15 protein-coding genes are annotated in these 22,101 nt (G+C 39.0%); all 15 read right to left on the minus strand.

Annotated features, from left to right (window positions below; genetic code table 11):
• Positions 1–19: 19 nt before the first annotated feature.
• Positions 20–2,581: a cation-translocating P-type ATPase gene (locus tag LI951_RS07730; protein ID WP_229441777.1), complete on the minus strand. Its 2,562-nt coding sequence runs from the start codon at positions 2,579–2,581 to the stop codon at positions 20–22.
• 785 nt (positions 2,582–3,366) lie between these two features.
• Positions 3,367–5,334 (minus strand): BglG family transcription antiterminator, encoded by a 1,968-nt coding sequence (locus LI951_RS07735; RefSeq protein ID WP_202067517.1) that lies wholly within the window; start codon positions 5,332–5,334, stop codon positions 3,367–3,369.
• A 38-nt stretch (positions 5,335–5,372) separates the two neighbouring features.
• Positions 5,373–6,197 carry a class II fructose-bisphosphate aldolase gene (locus tag LI951_RS07740; protein ID WP_229441778.1) on the minus strand — a complete coding sequence of 275 codons (825 nt, stop codon included), beginning with the start codon at positions 6,195–6,197 and terminating at the stop codon, positions 5,373–5,375.
• A 14-nt stretch (positions 6,198–6,211) separates the two neighbouring features.
• Positions 6,212–7,252: a PTS fructose transporter subunit IIC gene (locus LI951_RS07745; protein WP_229441779.1), complete on the minus strand. Its 1,041-nt coding sequence runs from the start codon at positions 7,250–7,252 to the stop codon at positions 6,212–6,214.
• Positions 7,253–7,264: 12 nt separating this feature from the next.
• Positions 7,265–7,579, minus strand: a complete 315-nt coding sequence (locus tag LI951_RS07750; RefSeq protein ID WP_202067520.1) for a PTS fructose transporter subunit IIB — start codon at positions 7,577–7,579, stop codon at positions 7,265–7,267.
• A complete protein-coding gene (locus LI951_RS07755) occupies positions 7,576–8,049 on the minus strand; it encodes a PTS sugar transporter subunit IIA (RefSeq protein ID WP_229441780.1) in 474 nt (157 codons plus the stop codon). Before LI951_RS07755 ends, LI951_RS07750 begins: the two co-directional genes overlap by 4 nt.
• A 729-nt stretch (positions 8,050–8,778) precedes the next feature.
• Complete coding sequence (locus LI951_RS07760; RefSeq protein WP_229441781.1) at positions 8,779–10,863, minus strand: DNA topoisomerase III; 2,085 nt, start codon at positions 10,861–10,863, stop codon at positions 8,779–8,781.
• A gap of 211 nt (positions 10,864–11,074) precedes the next feature.
• Positions 11,075–11,470: a DUF1033 family protein gene (locus LI951_RS07765; RefSeq protein ID WP_202067523.1), complete on the minus strand. Its 396-nt coding sequence runs from the start codon at positions 11,468–11,470 to the stop codon at positions 11,075–11,077.
• Between the two features lie 201 nt (positions 11,471–11,671).
• Positions 11,672–12,793 carry a tRNA 2-thiouridine(34) synthase MnmA gene (gene mnmA, locus LI951_RS07770; RefSeq protein ID WP_229441782.1) on the minus strand — a complete coding sequence of 374 codons (1,122 nt, stop codon included), beginning with the start codon at positions 12,791–12,793 and terminating at the stop codon, positions 11,672–11,674.
• Between the two features lie 271 nt (positions 12,794–13,064).
• Positions 13,065–15,260 carry a glycosyl hydrolase family 65 protein gene (locus LI951_RS07775; RefSeq protein ID WP_229441783.1) on the minus strand — a complete coding sequence of 732 codons (2,196 nt, stop codon included), beginning with the start codon at positions 15,258–15,260 and terminating at the stop codon, positions 13,065–13,067.
• A gap of 165 nt (positions 15,261–15,425) precedes the next feature.
• A complete protein-coding gene (locus LI951_RS07780; protein ID WP_229441784.1) occupies positions 15,426–17,732 on the minus strand; it encodes a glycoside hydrolase family 65 protein in 2,307 nt (768 codons plus the stop codon).
• A gap of 365 nt (positions 17,733–18,097) precedes the next feature.
• Positions 18,098–18,439, minus strand: coding sequence for a DUF1831 domain-containing protein (locus LI951_RS07785; protein WP_202067532.1), 342 nt, complete (start codon positions 18,437–18,439; stop codon positions 18,098–18,100).
• A gap of 82 nt (positions 18,440–18,521) precedes the next feature.
• Positions 18,522–19,667, minus strand: coding sequence for a cysteine desulfurase family protein (locus tag LI951_RS07790; RefSeq protein ID WP_229441785.1), 1,146 nt, complete (start codon positions 19,665–19,667; stop codon positions 18,522–18,524).
• A 73-nt stretch (positions 19,668–19,740) separates the two neighbouring features.
• On the minus strand, positions 19,741–20,640 hold the full coding sequence (gene rarD, locus LI951_RS07795; RefSeq protein WP_229441786.1) for an EamA family transporter RarD: 900 nt from the start codon (positions 20,638–20,640) through the stop codon (positions 19,741–19,743).
• Positions 20,641–20,800: 160 nt separating this feature from the next.
• The gene (locus LI951_RS07800) at positions 20,801–21,766 is read right to left on the minus strand and encodes a ribose-phosphate diphosphokinase (protein WP_202067536.1); all 966 of its coding nucleotides are present in this window, start codon (positions 21,764–21,766) and stop codon (positions 20,801–20,803) included.
• Positions 21,767–22,101: the final 335 nt, after the last annotated feature.

Here is a 22,101-nt window from a genome sequence, read left to right on the forward strand (position 1 = left end):
CTGAAAAAAGTACGCTTTTTTAAAATAAGCGAAAATATTTTTTTACTTCAATATAAACCAGCGGAAAGATTGACAGCCCAAGAACCCAGATCCAGTTAATCAAGCTGATTGTTACAAACCCAAAAATTTGTTGCGTTACAGGGATATTTACCAGAAGAATGATGATCAAAGCTCCTGCAATTGTGGTTGCTGCCAGCAAAGAATTACTTAAAAAATCCATTTTGAAAATAGAGACGGTACTCCGACAGTTATACATGTGTACGATTGTCGACAGCCCCAAAACAATAAATGTCATTGTTCTTGTTATCTCAACCGATTGTGCTTGTCCCACTAAAATGGTAATTAATGTAACCCCTGTAAACACCGCAGAAATTTCAATAATTTTAAGCAGCAAACCATTCGAAAAAATACTCTCATATTTACTTATAGGAGGACACTTCATCCCTTCTTTATCTGCCGGTTCTACACTTAAGCTGAACCCTGGAATACCATCTGCGACTACCTTAATGATTAAAAGTTGAATAGCCGTAACCGGTGCTCCCCAGCCAAGTAATAAAGAAATCAGAACAATGGTCAGTGCCGAAATGTTGCACCCCAGCATTGCATATAAGGATTTCCTGATATTGCTGTATACACGCCGACCTTCCTCAACAGCTGCTACTATCGTTGCAAAATTATCGTCTGCCAAAATCATATCTGAAGCCTCTTTTGCAACCTCTGTTCCTCCCCCCATAGCAATCCCCACATCAGCGGCTTTCAATGCAGGAGCATCATTCACGCCATCCCCAGTCATTGCGACAATTTCATCATTGCTTTGAAAAGCTTTGACAATGCGGATTTTATCTTCGGGAGACGTACGAGCGAAAACCCGGTAGTCTTGAATAACAGCAGCTAATTCCTCATCCCCCAATTTATTTAGGTCTGCACCGGTCATCGCCTTTTTTCCTTCCGCAAGAATCCCCACATCTTCTGCTATCTTCTCAGCTGTTAATAAATGGTCTCCGGTAATCATGACCGTTTCAATTCCTGCTTGTTTTGCTGCAGCAACAGCCTGATAACTCTCTGCTCTTGCAGGGTCCATGATTCCCACAAAGCCGGCAAGATTCAAGCTGCATTCCAACTCATCATCAGAAATACCAGTCGGAAAATTTTCATATATCTTATAGGCTGCTGCCAATACACGGTAGGCTTGTTCAGCTAATTTATCGTGTTCCTGCAAATAAAAGTCCTGCTTGTCATTTATAATATTTAATCGGTCAAAGGCTCCTTTTGTTACTGAAATATACTGCTCTTTAACTTTATATAAAACAGTCATTCTTTTTCTTTTGGAATCAAAGGGGATTTCATAAACTTTTTCAACTGTTGAAGCAGCATTCGTTAATTCTTCCTGCGTGAAAGCTTCAGCTAAAGCTTTACTAATTGCCAATTCAGTGGGATTGCTGCTGACAGTCGCGTTTGCTTCAATGGAACTAGCAAGATAAAATAAGAACAATAAATTTTTTTCCTTATCTTCTGTAATATTAAAAACTGTATTTGATAAGTCTCCCAATGGACTGACACACTTAACTGTCATTCTATTTTCTGTTATTGTCCCTGTTTTGTCTGAACAGATAACAGACACTCCGCCAATGGTTTCGACGGTTGAAGGTGTTCTGACAATTGTTTGTTTTATTGCCATATTGCTCATTCCTACTGCTAGTGAAATAGTCACTACTACAGGCAAAACTTCAGGAATCGCAGCAACAGCCATTGAAATAGCTGTCATAATACTTGTTTCCAAAGGCAAGCCTTTGATCACGCCTATGCCTATCGCAAAGAATCCAGCTAAAATAGCAACAAACCCTAATGCTTTTCCAAGCTTTTGCATTTTAAGCTGCAACGGTGCTGTATTCGCAGCTTCATTATTTATCAAGCTGGAAATTTTGCCAATTTCTGTATGAATACCTGTTTTTTCAACTCTGACTTTCGCTTTTCCTGTTACTACCAACGAGCTTGAAAAAACTAATTCTTTTCGATCCCCCAGTGAATCATGCTCCAAAGGAATATACTCAGGATTCTTTTCACTGGGTTCACTTTCACCTGTCAAAAATGATTCATCAACAAAAAAATTGCTGCAGCTCAAAATTTTTGCATCGGCTGGAATTCGGTCCCCCAGTTCCAGCTGAATGATATCATCTGGAACAATCGCTGTACTTTCAATTTCTTTTATTTGTCCATCCCTAAGAACTTTACTTGTCGAAACGCTCATTTTTTTCAGCTCATTCATTGATTTTTCCGCATTTTTTTGCTGCCGAATGGATAAATAAATGTTAAGCAGAACAACTGAAAAGATAACAATCGGTTCAGAAAAATCATCCGGGTGTACTGTGAAAGCAATGTACCCTGATAGAATCGTTGCAAAAATTAAGATAAGTATCGTGATATCCTTTACCGTTTCTTTTAAATACTCAAAGAACTTTTTTCCAGTCCGGATTTCCAGTTGGTTATAGCCAAATTCTTCTAATCGTCTCTGCACCTCTTCTTTTGAAAGCCCCATTTTTTCGTTAACTTGCACTTCTTTTCCAAAGATTTCTTTTGTCATATGCCTGTACCTCCTATGAAAAAAGGAGCCAGCCAAACGAACCATTAAAGCCTACGGTCCGTTTGTCTGACTCCTGCAAGATTGTTCCGGCGAACAAATCTTAAGTCGTTTCTATTTTGAAGCTATTATTTCACACTTTAAAAAAGAGTTCAAGGGGCAACTTATTTGAATTTACCCATTCCCCACTAAAACTACTATTATATCAGTAGTTACAGAAGCTGCTTTGTAAACAAATGAAATACACTTTAAAATACTGCTAGTTCAATAATTTGGGGTAAATTCAAAATAACTTAAAATAACAAGTAAAGAAAGACTGACTTTTCATTCTCATTTATAAAATCTCGATTTTTCCATATCTGTGATGCTCTTATTCCAGTTCATTAACAATTACTGCAACATTATAACCAATGCAGCTATTCATTTTAGACTAGTCCCAGCATCTATATATCCCAGGCGTTCTTCCCCATAACTAATATCAAATTTTCCTGCTTCTTCAAGCTATCCGAATTATAAACAATAATTTCCCAATTTAATCCATCATTCAAGGACGATTACATATTTTTTTGCCAACACTTTCCACCTGCTAATCCAAAAATGATAAAAAGAATCAAAGCCGCAAATAAAATTCCTGCCACAATAAGAATGTCAGTCTAAAGATTTATAAGCTATAGAAATTATCTAGTGTATTAACCGAATTAAAACTAAGTTAGGCTGCTAATTCAAGAAACGTACAGCCGGCACGGGAGCAAAAACAGCTTTGTGAGTTGCTTTTCATCAGTAACAGTTTAATTTCCTCTTTCAACAAAGAATTCAATCACTTCTTGTTTAGTTTTTAATTGATTCAAAAGAGTAATGCTGCCATCTTCAGTGATCTTTATCAACGTTTTGTAGAAGCCGCGAATCGTTTTTTCAGTGGTAAAATCATTGATCTCAGAAACAACAAGAAAAAAGATATGCTTAACTTTGTCTGCTTCTGTCCATTGAATCGGCTCCTGTAAATTAATATAAACAATGATTGATTTTTTCACTAATTTTGAATTTCCATGAGGAATTGCAACTGCAGAACCAATTTCCGTAGAAACAAAAACTTCCCGTTTAATAACCGATTGTATATAGTTTTTGTAGACGTATCCTTTTCTCTCTAAAAGCCTGCAGATTTCTGTAATAATTGTGTTCTTTTCTTTGGATGGATAGTCCAGAAAAATAAATTCTTCCTTGAGTCCCATTGCTTCATTCATATCTCGTTTTTTATTACCTAATATTTTCTTTTTAATCAATTCTTTAACAGTTGATAAGACCGCAATCTTATCATTTTCAGTTAGAATACGTCCAATATGAATGACTTTTTTTGAGGTATAGTTACTTACATTCATTAAAGGTGAAACAACTATATCATAGACATCCTGATACTCTTCTGTTGTTTGGCAGCTCAAAGAAATTCTCGGATGAAGATTCCTGATTTGCTCATACAATAACTCTGAAAAACTATTCTTACCGTTCACAAGTAAACAAATATTAATATTTTGTTTTCTTTTTTCCTTTGCGATACCCAAATATAAAGCAATATAAGCAATTTCATCTTCATTAATTGTTGCATTATAGTATTGATCGAAAAGCAAGCTACTGGCCCAGGTAGCTTTATAGACCATTGAAAAGTTTTTCTTTACCTCATAAAGAAGCGGGTTATGAATACGAATACTCATAGTCAGCCTTAAGATCGTTCCGCTAAGATGATGGACAATTCCCTTTTTCAGCTGCTTATCTGTACCAATATCAATATTTAATATACCTTCAGTGATGCTTAAAAAGTTATCAATAAACTCGTTAAATCTCTCAGATTTTTCTACCTCAAGTTTCTTTTTATCAAAAGAATTGGAAGTCAGCAGTCCATATAAATCAAGGTAAAGATAGATATAGGAAAGCTCAGTTTTAGATGGCTCTGTTGTATAATTTTCCTTGAAAAACTGTCCCAATTCATTTAAAAACATTTTGGGAAAAGAAGCGATTAGCTCTTTCTGTTGTCGAGTATATGTCAACTTATACCCTAATTTTTCACGAATGATCGCTAAAGAAATATGCAAAAGTACCGTATTTCTGGAAAAGTGATCCAGCTTTAGCTGATTTTTCTTTTCAAAACCCAAAATCAATTGTTCAATCGGATGATAATTAAACTCGCCAAAAACACTTTTAAATGAGTACTCTTGTTTTTCATTAAAGAAGTGCTTCCCAACTGCAACTTGTGTTGGAAACAAATAGGTTTTTAAGAACAATTCGATAATGGCATCACGAATATCGAATTCACTGCCTTCAATGACCAAACCATAATTTTTAACTCGTTTAATCATCACATGGTAGTCATGACAAATTTGATTTAAATCTTCAATTTTATGAGCTAAATAGCTGCGGCTTACATATAATTCTCGTTTTAGTTTCTTTTCTGTAACAATAGTCTTTTTCGGCCCCATGAAAAGTCGTTTTAGCAGGTGAGACACATCATCATCTACAGAGATTTGATAGCAGGCTTCTTCTAGCTTTTGCTTCGAAACAGCGTCTTCAATCAGTAAACGAATTCCAACACCACGACTCTTGATCAGCCTGCCATACTTCCTCTTTTTCAGTTCTTGATCAATTACCGTCAGTTCATTGAGAACAGTCTTGTCAGATAAAGAAAGCGTCTCTGCAATTGCTTTACTAGTTGATTGTTCCTTTTCTAGTAATACTTTAACAATCATCTGTTGCCGTTTCGTCAGCATCTTATCGCACCTTCTCTCCCGTTCTTACTTCTTATATCCTAATTTGAAGCTTTACCTGCTTGACCGGCTAACTTCATATAATAAATAAGTCTATCCTTAAATCCCTTTTGCAAGCGATGATAAATCATATAAGATTCTCCGAGTTGATTGCCTTCATCAATCGCAGCTGTAAACAGATCCGTCGCGATATTGATTTTCGTAATCCCACATTTGATTGCTTTCACTAAGTTGGCATCTCCTGTACCGCTCCCTCCATGTAAGACCAATGGAATTAACAGCTTTTGATTCAATTCATTTAAGAGTTCGAAATTTAAATGAGGTAATCCGTTATACTGTCCGTGAGCAGTTCCCACAGCTACTGCTAAACAATCTATACCCGTTTTTGTGACAAAGCTCTGGGCTTCTTCCACATCAGTATACAGTCCTTTAACAGAATCTCCATACATTTTGCCTTCTCCAACATGTCCAAGCTCTGCCTCAACACTTACATTTACTGCATGAGCCATTTTCACAATTTCCTTTGTTTCCCTAATATTTTGTTCCAGAGGCGCCGTACTGCGATCAACCATTACTGAGGTAAAACCCGCTCGAATTGCCCAAACGGCTTGCTCGAAAGTAGCACCGTGATCCAAGTTTAAAGCGATAGGAACAGAAACTTGATTGGCTAAATATTCAATGATTCTTCCTAAATAGACAATATCCTTATGAAATACAAAACCAAAATCTAAAATCAAAGGAGCATCTAACTCAACAGCAGCTTCGATACAGGCTCGAGCAGTATCTTCATTAATAACATTGGGTGCAATCACCCCATATTTTTGTTCTCTGGCTTTTTCTAAGATTTCCTTCATTGGAACCAGCATGCTTTCATCCCCTACTAATTGAATTTAATTTCAAAATCAATCTCTTCTTCTTTTTCTTCATTTTCAATCGCTTTTGGTTTCAGTATGATCAAACTAATTGCCGTAACCGCTACACCAATAACAAATGCCAGGATAAACATGAACGGTCGTTCAATAAATGGAATAGCAAAAATGCCGCCAGCTGGAATCGGACACAAGCAACCAAAGACAACAGCCAAACTGCCGGATATGGCACTTCCTAAAGTACAGGAAATAATGATTCGAATGGGATCAGTTGCAAGAAACGGAAAAACTCCTTCAGTAATGAAGAATAACCCTAAAGGAAAAGCTGTTTTTGCAGCATTTTGTTCTGCTTGCGTGAATTTTTTTCGGGCTAAAAATACAGCTACTGCAACACCAACCGGAGGTGTCATACCACTAACCATACTAGCCGCTTTGGGTGCATAAATACCTTCTACTAACATGGCATCACAAAATGCACTTGCTGCTTGAGCAAAGGGGCCTCCCATATCAAAACGCATTGCTCCGATAATACCGCCTAGAAGAAATCCAGATTCTCCCTGCAAGCTAAGCAGCCAGTCGGTCATACTGCTTTGAATAAAAGCCAGAGGTCCTCCTAAAGCATATACAAAAACAAGTCCGACAATCAGAGTAGAACTAACAGGAATAATCAAAACCGGCATTAACCCTTGCAATACTTTTGGTGGTTTCACATAGGTTTTCACCATAAGTGCAATATAACCAGCTAGGAATCCACCCACAAGACCACCAAGAAAACCTGCTCCTACAGCATTAGCCAAAGCTCCGGCTGCTAATCCGGGAGCAATCCCCGGCCTTCCCGCAATTGAATAGGCAATTGCCGCAGCAATAACAGGGACCGTAAAAGTAATAGCAGCTACACCAATATCTTGAAGCGAAGCAGCAAAAGTTCCAGGCTGAATATCAATACCACCGAATATTTGAGATAATCCTAGGCAAATCCCCCCAGCAACGACAACAGGAATCATAAATGAAATACCAGTCAATACATGTTTTTTAAATTGAAGCTTCTCCATGAGATTTCCTCCTCACTCTGATTTCAACTTTTCTTCTATCTTTGACAAGAGATTTTTAGGAGATTTCATCGCAATTTTCATTGGAACTTCTAAAATTTTTTTCCCATCAAATCTTTCTCTTCCAGATACTTCAATATCTGCAGAAATAATCACTACATCTGCTTCTTCGATATCGTTGCTTGTTAAAATATCTTCATTTCCAATACTTCCCTGAGTTTCAATTTTTATTTCATGTCCTAATTCTGCAGCTGCATTAATCAGCTTTTCTTTGACTAGATAAGTGTGCGCAATGCCTGCAGTACAGGCAGTAATCCCCACAATTCTCATACTAAATTCTCCTCTCTTTGCGAAAAGATTTCAACGACTTCCTTTGCATTTACGGCCTTCTTCAATTGCTCCTTCAGCTCATCATGTGCCAGTACCTTTGCAACATTCGCCATCATTTTTAAATGACGTTTGCTGCTTCCATATTCCTTAGTAGAGACAGCAAATAGGACAATAACCTTAATTTTTTCATTATCGACACTTTCCCAATAGATAGTTTCTTTGAGAATACCAACAGCTATCGCATCCTTTTCTACCCCGCTTGAAACGCCATGGGGAATTGCTACCCCATCCCCAATGCCTGTCGCTCCTTCTTTTTCTCTAATATAGATATCCATAATAAACTGCTTTTTATCCGATAAAACACCATTATCCTCCAATAGATTTGCTAAAATTTTTACAGCCTCTTTTTTGTCTTTTGCTGAAACATTCATTAAAACAAACTTCTCATCAAGTCTAATTTCTGCAGTCATCCACTCACCTCTTTCTCTACACTTAAATCATAGCATTGATTTTAAAATCAATAATTCTGATATTTACCTTAAAAAAAAAGAAATTTTTGCATTATCTCTTAAAATCTGCCTATTCCTTCAAAGAAGTCAGCTTATTAACCTATTCAAGCTTGAGACTGACAATTCTACTAAAAGTTCACATACTAGTAGAATATCCTTATATCTACAAGTCTCACATTGTTCGGCTCTCGATACAGATGCATCTACTTGAAAAAGCATTGGTGTGTCTTGCAGGACCACTCAGACATACGACAAACATTCGAAGAAACGTAGGAACACGTTCTTACATGACCCTCAGACATGCGACGAGCATTCGAAGAAGCGTAGGAGCACGTTCTTGCAGGAGCCCTCAGAAAAACAAAAACCGATACAACCCTTTTTTGTTCTTTAAATACAGCTTAACAGTCAATTTCATTACACATTATTTAGGACATGTCTGAAAATTCAAGCGGCGAATATTTTGATAATTTTTATCGAACTCCTCGTCATAAATACTCGCTTATGAACCACATAAGCTGTGTTTTCTTCCTTGATTTCAACAAAAATCACTGAAAAATTCGAATTCCACTAACTTTTCAGACATACCCTAGTCTGATTGCTCTCTGCTTTTTTCAACTCTCAAACATGAAAATCGGAAATGGACTCATCAATACGCATGCTGAGTCCATTTCCGATTCTGTTATATTCTTTTTACTTATCTTCACCCAATGCAGCTTTCAGCGCCTGAGCCAACGCACTCTCTTCCGGCTCTTTTTTCTTTGAGTACTGCTTCATTAAACGCTTCTCTTCATGTTTAGTCATTTTTTTACTATGCTGTTTTTTATCAGGAATTTTTTCACTGATCGAACACTGGTTGCATTTAAAATAGGCACCATTTTTCCCTTCAATAATCACCATTTTACGATGACACTGCGGACAGCGATGATTAGAGGTTTTCGGTTCTTTTCTGCGTTTATAGCTGCATTCCTGGTTCGAACAGACATAGAGCTTTCCGTCTCGAGTATTCTTCTCTTTGAGATTTGAACCACAATCCGGACATTTTTTCTGTGTCATTGAAAAATCCTGATAGCTGTTTTCGCTATGTTTAATCTCACTGACCAGACGGCTCGTGTCCGCTTCTATTTCACTTAGGAAAACCTTGCTGTTTTTCTTTCCTTTGGCAATGCCCTCCAACGTTTTCTCCCATTTTTCCGTTAGCTCCGGAGTAACTAGTGAAGCATTTACCAGCTGCAAAAGCTGTTTTCCTTTAGGTGAAACCTTCAATCCCTGTGGTGTTCGTTCCATCAATTCTGACTTAATCAGCTTTTCTATGATTTCTGCCCGAGTTGCCGGTGTTCCTAAGCTATGCTTCTCCATAAAGCCCAGCAGACTACCTTCGTTCAATGGCTTGGGCGGCGAAGTCAGTTCTTTATTAATTGTAAAGTCGGCAGGAACAATCATGTCCTTTTTCCAGGCAACAGTCGAAACTGCTTCATCTTTTTCCTGTTTCCAGCCTGCTTCCTCTACCTTATTTTGTCTAAAAATAAATTGTTCCTTCCCAAACTGAGCTATGATTTTTCGCTGATTCACTCGATGGGGCTGGGCAAAAATTCCCAAAAAGCGATTGACAATCATCAAATAAATTTTCTGTTCGTCATTGCTCAGCTTTTCAAATCTGGGCTGCTGCTCTGTTGGAATCAGTGCATGGTGATCACTGACTTTTTCATTGTTAAATACTTTATTTAAAACAACTTTTCCGCCTGTTTTCAGATACTCTTTTGCTTTTGGAAAGCTTAAACTGATCGCACGAAGCCGCTCTTTCATCGTATCCTTCATGTCTGTTGTCAGATATTTACTATCCGTCCTTGGATACGTGACAATTTTATGAAATTCATAGAGACTTTGAACCAGTGACAGGGTCTTTTTAGCAGAAAACTGATAGCGTTGATTAGCCTCTCTCTGAATCTCAGTTAAATCATACGGAAGAGGTGCTGCTTCTGTCTTAATTTTATCCTGAATATCTGTCACTCTGCCTTTAGTTTTGCTCAGCTCTTTGACAAAGCTTTCCACATCGTTTCTTTCTTTGAATGCAAACTGATTTTTCTGAACCAGCCGTCCTTTTTCTTTTTGATAAAGCAAATCTACAGTAAAATAAGTTTGCGGTCTAAAGGATTCAATCTTTTTTTCCTGATCCCTGACCAGTGCCAGAGTAGGTGTCTGCACACGTCCCGCCGAAAGGTTATCCTGATATTTTACAGTCAAGGCTCTTGTCACATTCAGACCCACCAGCCAGTCTGCTTTCGCTCTTGCCAAAGCAGAATAATAGAGATTATCATATTCTTTTGCCGGTTTTAGTTTTCTAAATCCTTCTTTAATTGCTTTGTCTGTCTGAGAAGAAATCCATAAGCGCTTTACAGGTTTATCAAAACGAATGTATTCCAGAATCCAGCGGGCAACCAGTTCACCCTCTCTCCCAGCATCTGTTGCAATCACCGCTTCACCAACGTCTTTACGACTTGCCAGTTGTTTAATGGCTTTCAGCTGATGACCTGTTTTTGGCAAGGGCTTAATTCCCAGTTGTTTTGGCAGCATAGGGAGAGTTTCCATTTGCCAGTTCTGCCAGTCTTTATTTAAATCTTCGGGCATTTTCAAGCCCAGTAAATGTCCCAATGCCCAGGTAACAATCACATCAGGACCTTCATAGTAGCTTTTGTTTTTATTTTTAGCATTCAAAACACGACTCAAATCTTTCGCTACACTGGGTTTTTCAGCGATAATTAATTGTTTTTTTGCCATAATACTCTCCTTTAATTTTTCTGCAGCACTTTAATTATAACAAAACTGGAAATAATAAATGAATCTTTTTATAAGTGTTTGTACCGCCGTTTATTCGGGGGTAGACACGAAGAGAGTCCAGAACTTTATTTCTGTCCCACTCTCCTGTCTATTTAAAAGAAAAAAGATGGGCCGTTGTCCAATTGACAGTGCACCATCCCTTTTGTGGTTTTCATTGAATTATCTGTATTGCCGACGATTTGCTTACCAGATTTCGTTTGCAGCATTTTGCCTTGCCGCATTTATTTGTCACTTCTGAAAAATCACTGCTGCTTTCATGCGAAACAGCCTGATAATCTTTTAATAAAGCCAAGCCAATATACTGCTGCAAATCTTCATCGCATTCTTCACACCATCGTTCATCGCCATCATTCCAGAAAGCAGCCAGATAGTTGGGTTTAATGTTCGTATATGTATATTTTGAAGAAATTTCTTTCCACTTTTCCAAGTAGTATGTAACTGCTTCATCTAAACTATCGAATTCATATTTTTCAACAATGTCGTCCTGCCATTCTTCAAAAAACCACCATGGTTCATTATCACCGTACATCACGATCACTTGGTACAATCCACTCACCTCTCCAATTCATACAACTGCTATTGTAATCACTTCCAAACGAAGATGCAAGTGTTTGAGATTCTTTTCTCCGCATTTTTCAAAATTCTTTCCATTTTAAAACAGAAGAAGCAAAGAAATTGATACTCTTCAGCCTCTCCTATTCTAATTTAATTTTCTTTTATTTTTTAACATTTTCCAGTCTGCAACTGATTAAACGTATTGAAGTATTTTTTCTTCTTTATAGGCCTGATCAATCAGACCCCCGCCCAAACATTCCATACCATCATAGAAAACCACCGCTTGTCCCGGCGTAATGGCTCGAACTGGTTCATCAAAAATTACCTCAGCCTGATCATTTTCCAGGAGACGTACAGTTACAGGTACATCTTGCTGACGATAACGGAATTTTGCTGTACAACGAAATTCCTTTGGCTTTTCTTCATTCGTCGTAAAATGAATAGCACTGGCATCCAAACGAGTCGCATAAAGTGTTGGATGATGAAATCCCTGTCCAACAATCAGCGTATTGGTTTCCAATTCCTTGCCAATAACAAACCAAGGGTCCTGGGAGGTTCCGCCTCCGCCGATCCCCAAGCCTTGGCGCTGACCAATCGTATAATACATCAATCCGGCATGCTGACCTTTAATTTCGCCATCTTCTGTCACCATGTTGCCTTTTTTAGCCGGAAGATAGTTGCTTAGGAACTCTTTAAAGTTCTTTTCGCCGATAAAACAGACCCCTGTTGAATCCTTTTTCTTGGCTGTCGCCAAGCCCGCACGCTCAGCAATTTCACGTACTTCTGATTTTTCCATTCCACCAAGAGGAAACATTGTTTTTGATAATTGTTCCTGAGAAAGCTGACTGAGGAAATAGGTTTGATCCTTATTATTATCTATCCCTCTCAGCATATGAACCGTACCATCCTCATCTTTTGTTACCTGCGCATAATGTCCGGTTGCCACATAATCTGCACCAAGCTGCATGGCATAGTCGAGAAAAGCTTTAAACTTAATTTCTTTATTGCACATCACATCTGGATTTGGTGTTCTGCCTAAACGATATTCCGCTAAAAAATATTCAAACACCCGATCCCAGTATTCTTTTTCAAAATTAACAGAATAGTAGGGAATCCCAATTTGATCGGCTACCTTGGCAACATCCTTGTAATCCTCTGTTGCTGTACATACACCGTTTTCATCTGTGTCGTCCCAATTCTTCATAAAAATTCCGACAACATCATAGCCTTGTTCCTTGAGCAGTAAAGCAGTGACAGATGAATCCACTCCTCCGCTCATCCCGACAACCACACGTATTTGTCTGTTGTCTGTCATTGTATCACCATCATTTCATATAGATTCTGAAATATCCACGATTTGAAGGTCGCTGTTTCCAGTGTTTCTAATTATACTAGGTTTTTTGGAGATGTAAAGATGTTCGCAAGATGTTGAATAACACAATAGCCCGTACTGCTTTAATTAACAAAAGTCTTTCAAAAAAAATGTTTGTCACAGTCTCTTTAATATGCTTTTAGCGAACGAAGGCTCTTCTGCTTATTAACTAAAGCCGTATCGTTCGCCATTCCATTGCATCTTCAAAAAACTATCAGCTCTTAACCACTTTCATTATCTCGCTTCCTTGTTTGGATATCTCAACTTTATACTGCTGACCTTTCACAAAAATTTTAAATGACAGCTTCTGCCATTTTTCAGGCAGCACCGGATCGACTGTAATAATACCAGCTTCATTTACTTTCAAGCCGCCAAACCCCAGTACCGCTGTCATCCAAGCTCCGCCATTAGCTGCCGGATGAGTTCCGCCAATGTAGATTGTGCCGGCAAATTGCTTGGATTCTCCAGTCAAGTCTACTGAAGCTGTTTTCATAAAATAGGGATAAGCCCACTCAGGATCACCAATATCACAGGCCTGCATCGCATAGATACAAGCACTTAGAGAAGAACCATGCTCTGTTCTGGGTTCATAATAGGTCCAGTTTGCCTCTTTGTCTTTCTGTGAGTACTCTTCTTTGAACAGATTCAGCAGCAGCACAACATCTGCCTGCTTAATAATTTGTGTATCCGAAGCGACTCCATAAGCTCCGCCCCAGTATTCTTTCGGATTAATCAATCGGGAGCGAACTTCCTCGACCGTAGTATCCTCCAAATTAAAATAACCATCAAACTGTTCGATTAAGCCTGTTTTTCTATCTGGTTCAGGTACATAAAGCATTCGCTTCAACCTTATGATTCCTTCAAGGTCCTCCTGATAATTCAGCTTGTCAATCAACGCTTCATAAAAATTCGGTTCTTCTTTCAGCAATTCCAATGTTTCCAAAGCAATTTTAATCGTGTAAACAGCCATTTTATTGGTATAAGCATTGTTATATACGCGCTCATGATATTCATCCGGTCCAATTACATCAATCAATTCAAAACGTTCTTTCTCTTCTTTATAATAGGAGAAAGAGCAATAGAAACGGGCACATTCTAAAATCACTTCTGCTCCTCCATCCAACAAGATTGAGCGATCACCGGTTAGAAGATAAACCTGCCAAATGCCATATGCCACATCCGCGCTGATATGAACCTGCTTGTCTCTAAAATACGTTCTCATCGGCCGATTGGTAAATACATCTGTCACATTATAATCCGAACAGGCATCCTGCCCGTTTTCCTGGCTTTCCCAAGCATAAAAGGCCCCTCGGAATCCATATTCAGCAGCTTTTTTTCTAGCCCCATTTAATGTTTTGATACGGTAATTCATTAGATTTTTCCCAACTTCCGGATCAGTATAAAGGAAAAAGGGCAGCATAAACATCTCAGTATCCCAAAAAACGGCTCCTTTATAGGTTTGTCCTGACAATCCTCTTGCAGGAATTGAAGCAGCCTGAGTATGACGGGGAGCAATACTCAGCAGCTGATAGATACTGTACCGTAAAGCAAATTGTGCCTCCTCATCTCCTTCAATAATAACGTCTGCCGCTTCCCAGTAGTCTGCCCAGATTTTCTCATGCTCTTTTTTCAGCGTATCATATCCTCGCTCAATGGCCGAACAACTTTCTTCAAGTGCCAATGTCAACGGATCTGCAACATCTTCTGACGTATAGACAACTACTGCTTTACTGATTGTATAGGTTTTTCCAGCTTTAGCAGAAAAACTGATTTTTCGAAAAATTCCTTTGTCCTTTTCGATTATTTCCTGTCTGCCTTCAACGTTCATTACCGCAGTTTCTGCTGTGACAACGTGATGATGAAGCTCTCCGGTAATCACCTCTACAGCTAGTGCTGCTCCCTCTTTATGATAAGCATAATCAGCAAAGTGAGGTCCGTTGATATCCCATACATCTCCATCAATTCCGGTAATCAGCTGTACTTCTGCTGAATGAGTAAATGAAAAAGAATAGTTCATAGTCAGCAAATGATAATCTGCTGCACTGGCAAATCGTTCACTTTTAACTTTAACTTCATTGTTTTTACCAGATAAAACGGATTCTCTTAAATGTATAGCAAATCGCATATCAAGTTGTTGATTATGGTCCTTCACATCACAACTCAATAGATCGTATGGTTCGCCATCAGCCAACAATTTTGTATACATGCCATTTGGCGCATTAATCGGCTCCCGCCAGGCAGTTCCCTGCTGATCATAAATTCCTGAAAGAATACATGCAGTAAATTCTTTTTTCCCATATTCCTCCATTGTACCGCGATAACCCAGATAGCCGTTCCCAACTAAAAATTTATTCCCGAAGTCTACTATTTTTTCCTGCTGCAAATTTTTCTCTCCAACAATCCATTTCATTGCTCTGCCTCATTTCTCGTTTAATCAGATCGCAACAGCTATATTCAATTCCTTGAATCTTGCAAAGTATTCTGAATCAGGACTCTTTTAACTGAACAGCAGAAAAATCCAGGCTCTTTTTCACTGCTGAAATTCTTTTCCTGCAGCTTCGTTACTACCTTCCGGTTAGCTAATTCGCTTGTCTTCTGGAATCGTTACTTTCGCTTCTTCAGAATCGACTGTCATTGGACTGCCGTAAATAATGAAATGAATTTTATCCCCTTTCAGCACATTAAGCAATACCTCTTCCTTTGTTACCTTGACTTCCAAAATCGTCTTTCTGTATTCAATTCGGAATGTGTAGCTGTTCCATTGTTTTGGAAGAACAGGATTCAAAATTAATTCCATTCCGTCACTGCGCAACCCGCCAAAGCCATAAACAATATTCATCCAGGCAGCAGCAAGCGACGTCGTATGCAGACCATCTTTGGTATTTCTATTGTAATCATCCAAATCCATCCGTGTTGAAAAGGAGAAAAATGACAATGCCTGATCAAACTTTCCCAGTTCTGCTGCTAAAATAGAGTGCACTGAAGGTGATAAAGAAGATTCGTGAATGGTCCGAGGTTCGTAATATTCATAATTTACCCGTTTTGATTCCTCAGTGAACCATTGATTATGGAGAAATTGAAACATCAGCACATCCGGCTGCTTGATCATGTCATTACGGTAAAGCCGATCATGTGCCCAGTGCTCATAAAGTGGAAACTGGGTTGGCGGAATCAAGTCAGCATCAATATGCGGCAGATCAAAGAATCCTTTATTTTGCTCAATAATTCCTTCCTGACTTTTGTGGAGCCAAGTATTCTTGGCACATTTCCACCAATACTCGCGTTCTGTTTCTGTTACACCAGTTCGTTCTTTTAACTGCGCCAAAATTGCCGGTTTCTTTTCTGAAAGTTCACTTAAAACCATCAAAGTATAGGCAAATGTTTGTTGAGCCATGTAATTGGTGTAAGCATCGTGATTTACCATCATCTGAAATTCATCCGGTCCCATCACGCCATAAAAGCCAAACTGGTGAGATTGCTGCCCCCAATCGCCTCGGGAAGCCAAAAAACGGGAAATTTCCACCAGCATCTCAATTCCCTTTTCATAAAGAAACTCCTTATCACCTGTCAAATTGACATAATGCCAAACACCGTAAGCTACACCGGTGCTGGCTTGAAACTGACCATTGGCATATTCCCAAAATACACAGGCTTCTTTTCCGTTAATTGTCGAAACCGGATAACACGCACCATGACAATCCAACTGAGTTGCTCTAATTCTGGCCTCGTTCAATGTTTCATAACGAAATTCCAAAAGATTTTTTGCTGCTTTCACATTATTAAACAGATAGTAAGGCAGACAGAATATTTCCGTATCCCAAAAGGTATACCCATTGTAAACCTCGCCGGTCAACCCCTTGGCTCCGATATTATGTGTATGATCCTGTCCATGATAGGTCTGCTGCAGCTGGAAAATGCAATAACGGATTCCCTGCTGATTCCTTTCATCGCCTTCAATCTGAATATCATAATGATCCCAGACAGTCTTCCAGTATTCTTCCTGATCTCTCTTTGCCTGATCATAAGTCAGCTGAGTCGCTTCAGTCAGCGTTTCAATTCCATCCTGCCAAAGCCTGTCAGGATTATCTCCATTTTTACGGCTGATATTTGATGCAATTCTTTCGATCTCTGCTGCTTTTTTTTCAGTCAGAGAAAGTGTCATCTGAAAACCAATGAATCGTTCTTTTTCAACCAATTTCTTCTGGTACTCCTGATTCACCTGAATATGGCAGCCGGCAAAAACTTCTTGTCTGGTAGAGGTAGTCTCACAAAGTATGCCTAAATCAGCTCCCATATCTCCCTTCTTTTGTTCTTTCCAAAAGGAAAGGGGATCGTGTCCATCTCTGGTATCGAAATCAATCCCCATCAGCACATTGATTTCGCCGGAAAAATTAAGCGGCTCCAGCGTTATTTTCTGATAACCGTTTGTAGATATTTCCATATGCAAAAAACGTTCAAATGTTAATCTCAGCTCTTTACCAAATTGTGTACGCCAAGTAAAGGTGCGGGTCATTGTCCCTTTTTTCAAATCTAAAACACGAGTAAAATCTTCAAAAAATATCTGGTTTAAATCCAGCTGTTCATTCTCCAGTTCAATTCTGACATACAGCCAGTCAACCGAATTAATCATAAAATGAGGTCTTTTGACAACGCCTCTATAATTTGTATCTCTTTCTGTGCGGCTGTATTCATAAATCCCGTTAAAATAGCTGCCTAATAGTGTTTCACCGGTTGTCCCTTCTTCAAAGTATCCGCGTACACCCATATATTCATTGGCCTGTGAAAAAATTGACTCATCGACTTTTGCATGCTTAGGGTCAAATCCCTCTTCAATAATTTTCCAGGGATCTACTTTCAAATGTTCATCCGCAATTTTTGCCATAATTTAAAACACCGCCTTTTCTTTATTTGACTGTTCCACGCATAAACAACCTCTATCAGATCCTATTCAGTCTCCCTATTCATTCCTGAACACTTTTCCAGCTGCTGCAGCCCTTATCTGTATAAAATGCTCCTTCCCTTTTAGCAGCAGGTCCTTTTACTATTACTTACTGGTCATTATATCGGTAATTCAAAAAAGGATGCAAATGTTCTAACTGATTCAGGTACCATATTTATCAAATCTTTCCTTCTTAATCCCCTCTTTCTTTTAGCAAACTGGATACTTTACCGAAAACAAAAAAAAGATAAAACCAGCATTATCTGCTTGTTTCATCTTTTCATTTACTTACCATAACTTTTCGATAATCAGACTTTTTCCAGCACTCCCCGGCTGATCATGCCGTCCATCAGAAAGTAAAATTTTTCCTGACTCATGTCATGCTGTTCGTTTTTAAAAATATTCATTGATTTCAAGCCGTTTGCTGTGGTTACTGACATTTTCAATGTCTTCAGATCATTGGAAATAGTGATTTTCAGCTTAAAGCCTTCCTTACTCTGAGGCGTTGCATCCAATGAACGAATTAACTGGAAATTGCCTGAATTAGTCTCTGTAAATCCATTATCTCTTAGTGTATATCTTTTTGCAGCGGGATTCACTTTGTAAAAAACATCTGATCCTTCAACTGCTGCCTTTTCTTGAAAAGCCATTTTTTTCACCCCTCTATTTCATTTCACCTTTTATTATAGTAGTTAATTATTTCTTTTTCCAGCCCTATTCAGAAAATCTCCCTCAGGATTTCAAGCGTTCAATACTTTGAATCAGACTATTGATAAATATTTCAATCTCATTTTCCGAATTTCCATATCCGAAACTGATACGGATTGATTCTTTTACTGCCGGACTTTCCTCGCCATACATTGCTGCAAGGACATGCGAAGGCTCAACCGTTCCCGCTGTACAGGCAGATCCTGTAGAAACAGCTGTCCCGTTAAGATCCAAGTGCATCAGCAGCAAATCATTCGGAATCCCCTTGATCCAAATATTCAAAATATGGGACAGCTTTCCGTCCAGCGAGCCGTTTACTTGGTAGTCAATACTGTTTTCTTCCAGCTTCTGAAGGATCACTTTCTGAAAGCGGCTGTTTCTATTCTTTATTTCTTCTTTCACTTCTGGAGTCAGCAACTCCACTGCTTTGCCCATTCCGGAAATCCCAGGTAAGTTCTCTGTTCCTGCCCGCCGTTTTTCTTCCTGTTCACCGCCTCGAATCAGCGGTTCAAAAGGGACACCATCACGCTTATACAAAAAACCAACACCCTTTGGTCCGTTAATCTTATGTGCAGAGACACTAAGAAGATCTACCCCCAGCTTCTCAACATCTACACTTTCAGAGCCATAGACTTGAACAGCGTCTGTATGAAAAAATGCCTGATGATCTTTCAACAGCTCACCAATTTCTTTAATCGGCATCAGCTGCCCAGTTTCATTGTTGCCTGCCATTACAGAAACAAGGATAGTCTCTTCTCTTAATGAAGATTGAACTGCTTCTATTGTAAGCTTTCCTGTCCTATCAACCGGCAGATAAGTAACGTCAAAGCCCAAAGTTTCCAGATACCTCATTGGCTGCAGAACTGCCAAATGTTCAACAGCTGTTGTGATAATGTGGCTGCCTTTATCTTTCCTTTTTATCGCTGTTTCGACGATTGCCGTATTGTCGCCCTCAGTTCCGCCGCTGGTAAAAATAATTTCGTGAGGTGCGGCATTGATACTTCCGGCAATAACCTGACGGACAGCTTCCAGCTTCCGATGAGCCTCTCGTCCAACACCATGGATACTGGATGGATTTCCAAAAATATCCCGCATAACAGCTGTCATTTCTTCAATTACATCCGGATGCATGGGAGTTGTTCCTGCATGATCTAAATAAATGTACTTCATCGGATTACGTCCTTTCTCAACGATTTCATTTTGAATTATTCTAGCATAGAGAAGTGTGTTACTCCAACTATCCTTACTTTTCCATTAATGAATGCTCTTTTTTGTATAGCAGCATCGTACTGTAGGCAAAAACCATAATGCCCAGCCAGATAAAGCTGAACGCTGCAAGCTGAGCCATTGTGTAAGGCTCACGAAACAGGAAAACCGCAAATAGCAGCATAATTGTCGGGTTGATATACTGAATAAAGCCAATAATAATATAAGATATTCTCTTTGCCGCTTCCGCAAACAACAGTAGAGGAATAGCCGTGACAATACCAGCTCCCATCAGCAGAATAGTTGTACTTACTCCATAATTCATGAATCCCTGTTCAGAAAAGAACAGCAGATAAATCAGCGCAATCGGCAGAATTACCAAGGTTTCCAAGGCCAATCCACTATAAGAACTGACATTGATCTGCTTCTTTATCAGTCCGTAAAAACTAAAAGAAAAAGCCATAATCAGTGAAGCATAGGGAATTACTCCTGTTTGAACCGTTAAGAGAATGACACCGGTTAATGCAAGCAGACAGGCAGTAATTCCGGCACGGTTAAGTTTTTCTTTTAAAATCACCGTTCCCAACAGAACATTCACTAATGGATTCATATAATAACCCAGGCTGGCTTCAGTCACTCTTCCCTGACCAACTGAATAAATAAAGGTAAACCAGTTAATAGAAATCAGGATCGCTGCAGTAATGATACCCAGTGTTTTCTTTCGATCGTTCAAAATAACTTTCGTTTCATTTAAAAATATCTTGCCGCGTCTGGTTACCAGAATATATAGTCCCATAAATAGAAATGACCAAAAGATCCGATAGCAGAGAATCGCCAGTGATTCCACTTCTGAAAGAAGCTTCCAGTAAAGAGGAATAATCCCCCACAAAACATAAGCACTGATACCTAAAGTAATTCCCTTTTTCTGTTCGTTCATACAATCTCCCTTCATTTTAAAACAGCAATTAACATATCAGGCAGTCACCTGTATTCTATAGCTGTTCAAAACTCCTATACCTCATTGAAGATAAAAAGAGTAAGGCAGCCGCTGACAAATCGACTTGCCTCACTCTCTTCCTCAGGTCTTGTCTATTTCTTTATTTATTCAAACGGAACAGCGGACTCATTGGTGTATTCTCATGGATACGTTTCAAGGCTTCGCCCATAAGCTCCGCACAGGAAACAACCATCAGCTCTTCCGGTTTTCGTTCTTCAGTAATGGCGACAGAATCAGTCACACAAAGCTGCTGAATGGGTGAATCATCAATCAGCTTCTTGGCTCCTTCAGATAATAACCCATGAGAACCGCAGGCATAAATTTCTGCTGCACCATTTTCAGCCAGTATTTCTGCTGCTGTCGTCAATGTTTCTCCAGTGTTTATAATGTCATCTACCAGAATACAGGTTTTTCCTTCTACTTCTCCAATTACGTAACCTGAGCGTTTTCCACCATCTGTTTCCACCTGATCAACAATAGCCAGAGAAGCATCCAGATACTCTGACAGACTACGGGCACGCTGTACACCGCTGTTTTTAGGTGAAACAACCACAACATCCTCTCCGGTCAATTTTTGATCTAGATAGTGCTGTGCAAACAACGGCATAGTAAATAGATTATCAACTGGAATATCAAAAAATCCCTGAACCTGTACAGTATGCAGATCCAGTGTTAAAAGACGACTCGCTCCGGCTTCCACCAACATATTTGCAACCAATTTAGCCGTAATCGGTTCTCTTGGTTTCGCTGTCCGGTCCTGACGTGCATATCCATAATACGGCAGGATGACATTGATCGTTTTGGCACTGGCTCTTTTCAATGCATCGATCATTATTAACAGCTCCATTAAGTGATCGTTTACAGGTGCATTGGTTGACTGAATCAGGTAGACATGATCTCCCCGAATACTTTCTTCAATGTTGATCTGTATTTCTCCGTCACTAAATTGTCGGACAGTGCTTTTTCCTAATTCCGTTCCAACAACCTCAGCTATCTTTTCTGCTAAAGGCTGATTGGCATTTAAACTAAAAATCCGCAACGTTTCATCCTTATATTTCCGGCCCATAACTTCCTCCATTTTTCTATTTTCTACGGTCTCCATTTTACCACTGATTGACAGAAAAATCATGGAACATCATAAAAATATAAAACAAGAAATTTCTACGGCAAGATTACCTGTCTCTTGTCGAACAATACTCATCAAGTTTTATCTTCCCACTTACCTTTCTAATGCATGCATTTCATTGTATGTCTTTCCTTTCTTGAAGGTAATGATATTAGTATATTCAGCGATCTCGGAAAAGAGTATACGGAAGTTAGCGATACTGTCCTACAAATGAATGTTCCAAACAAAGCGACCGTGATTATGAGATCATTCTTTTTTGATATGTCAGAGGAATC

It is taken from the genome of Enterococcus sp. BWT-B8, assembly GCF_020567625.1.
GTDB lineage: Bacteria > Bacillota > Bacilli > Lactobacillales > Enterococcaceae > Enterococcus_L.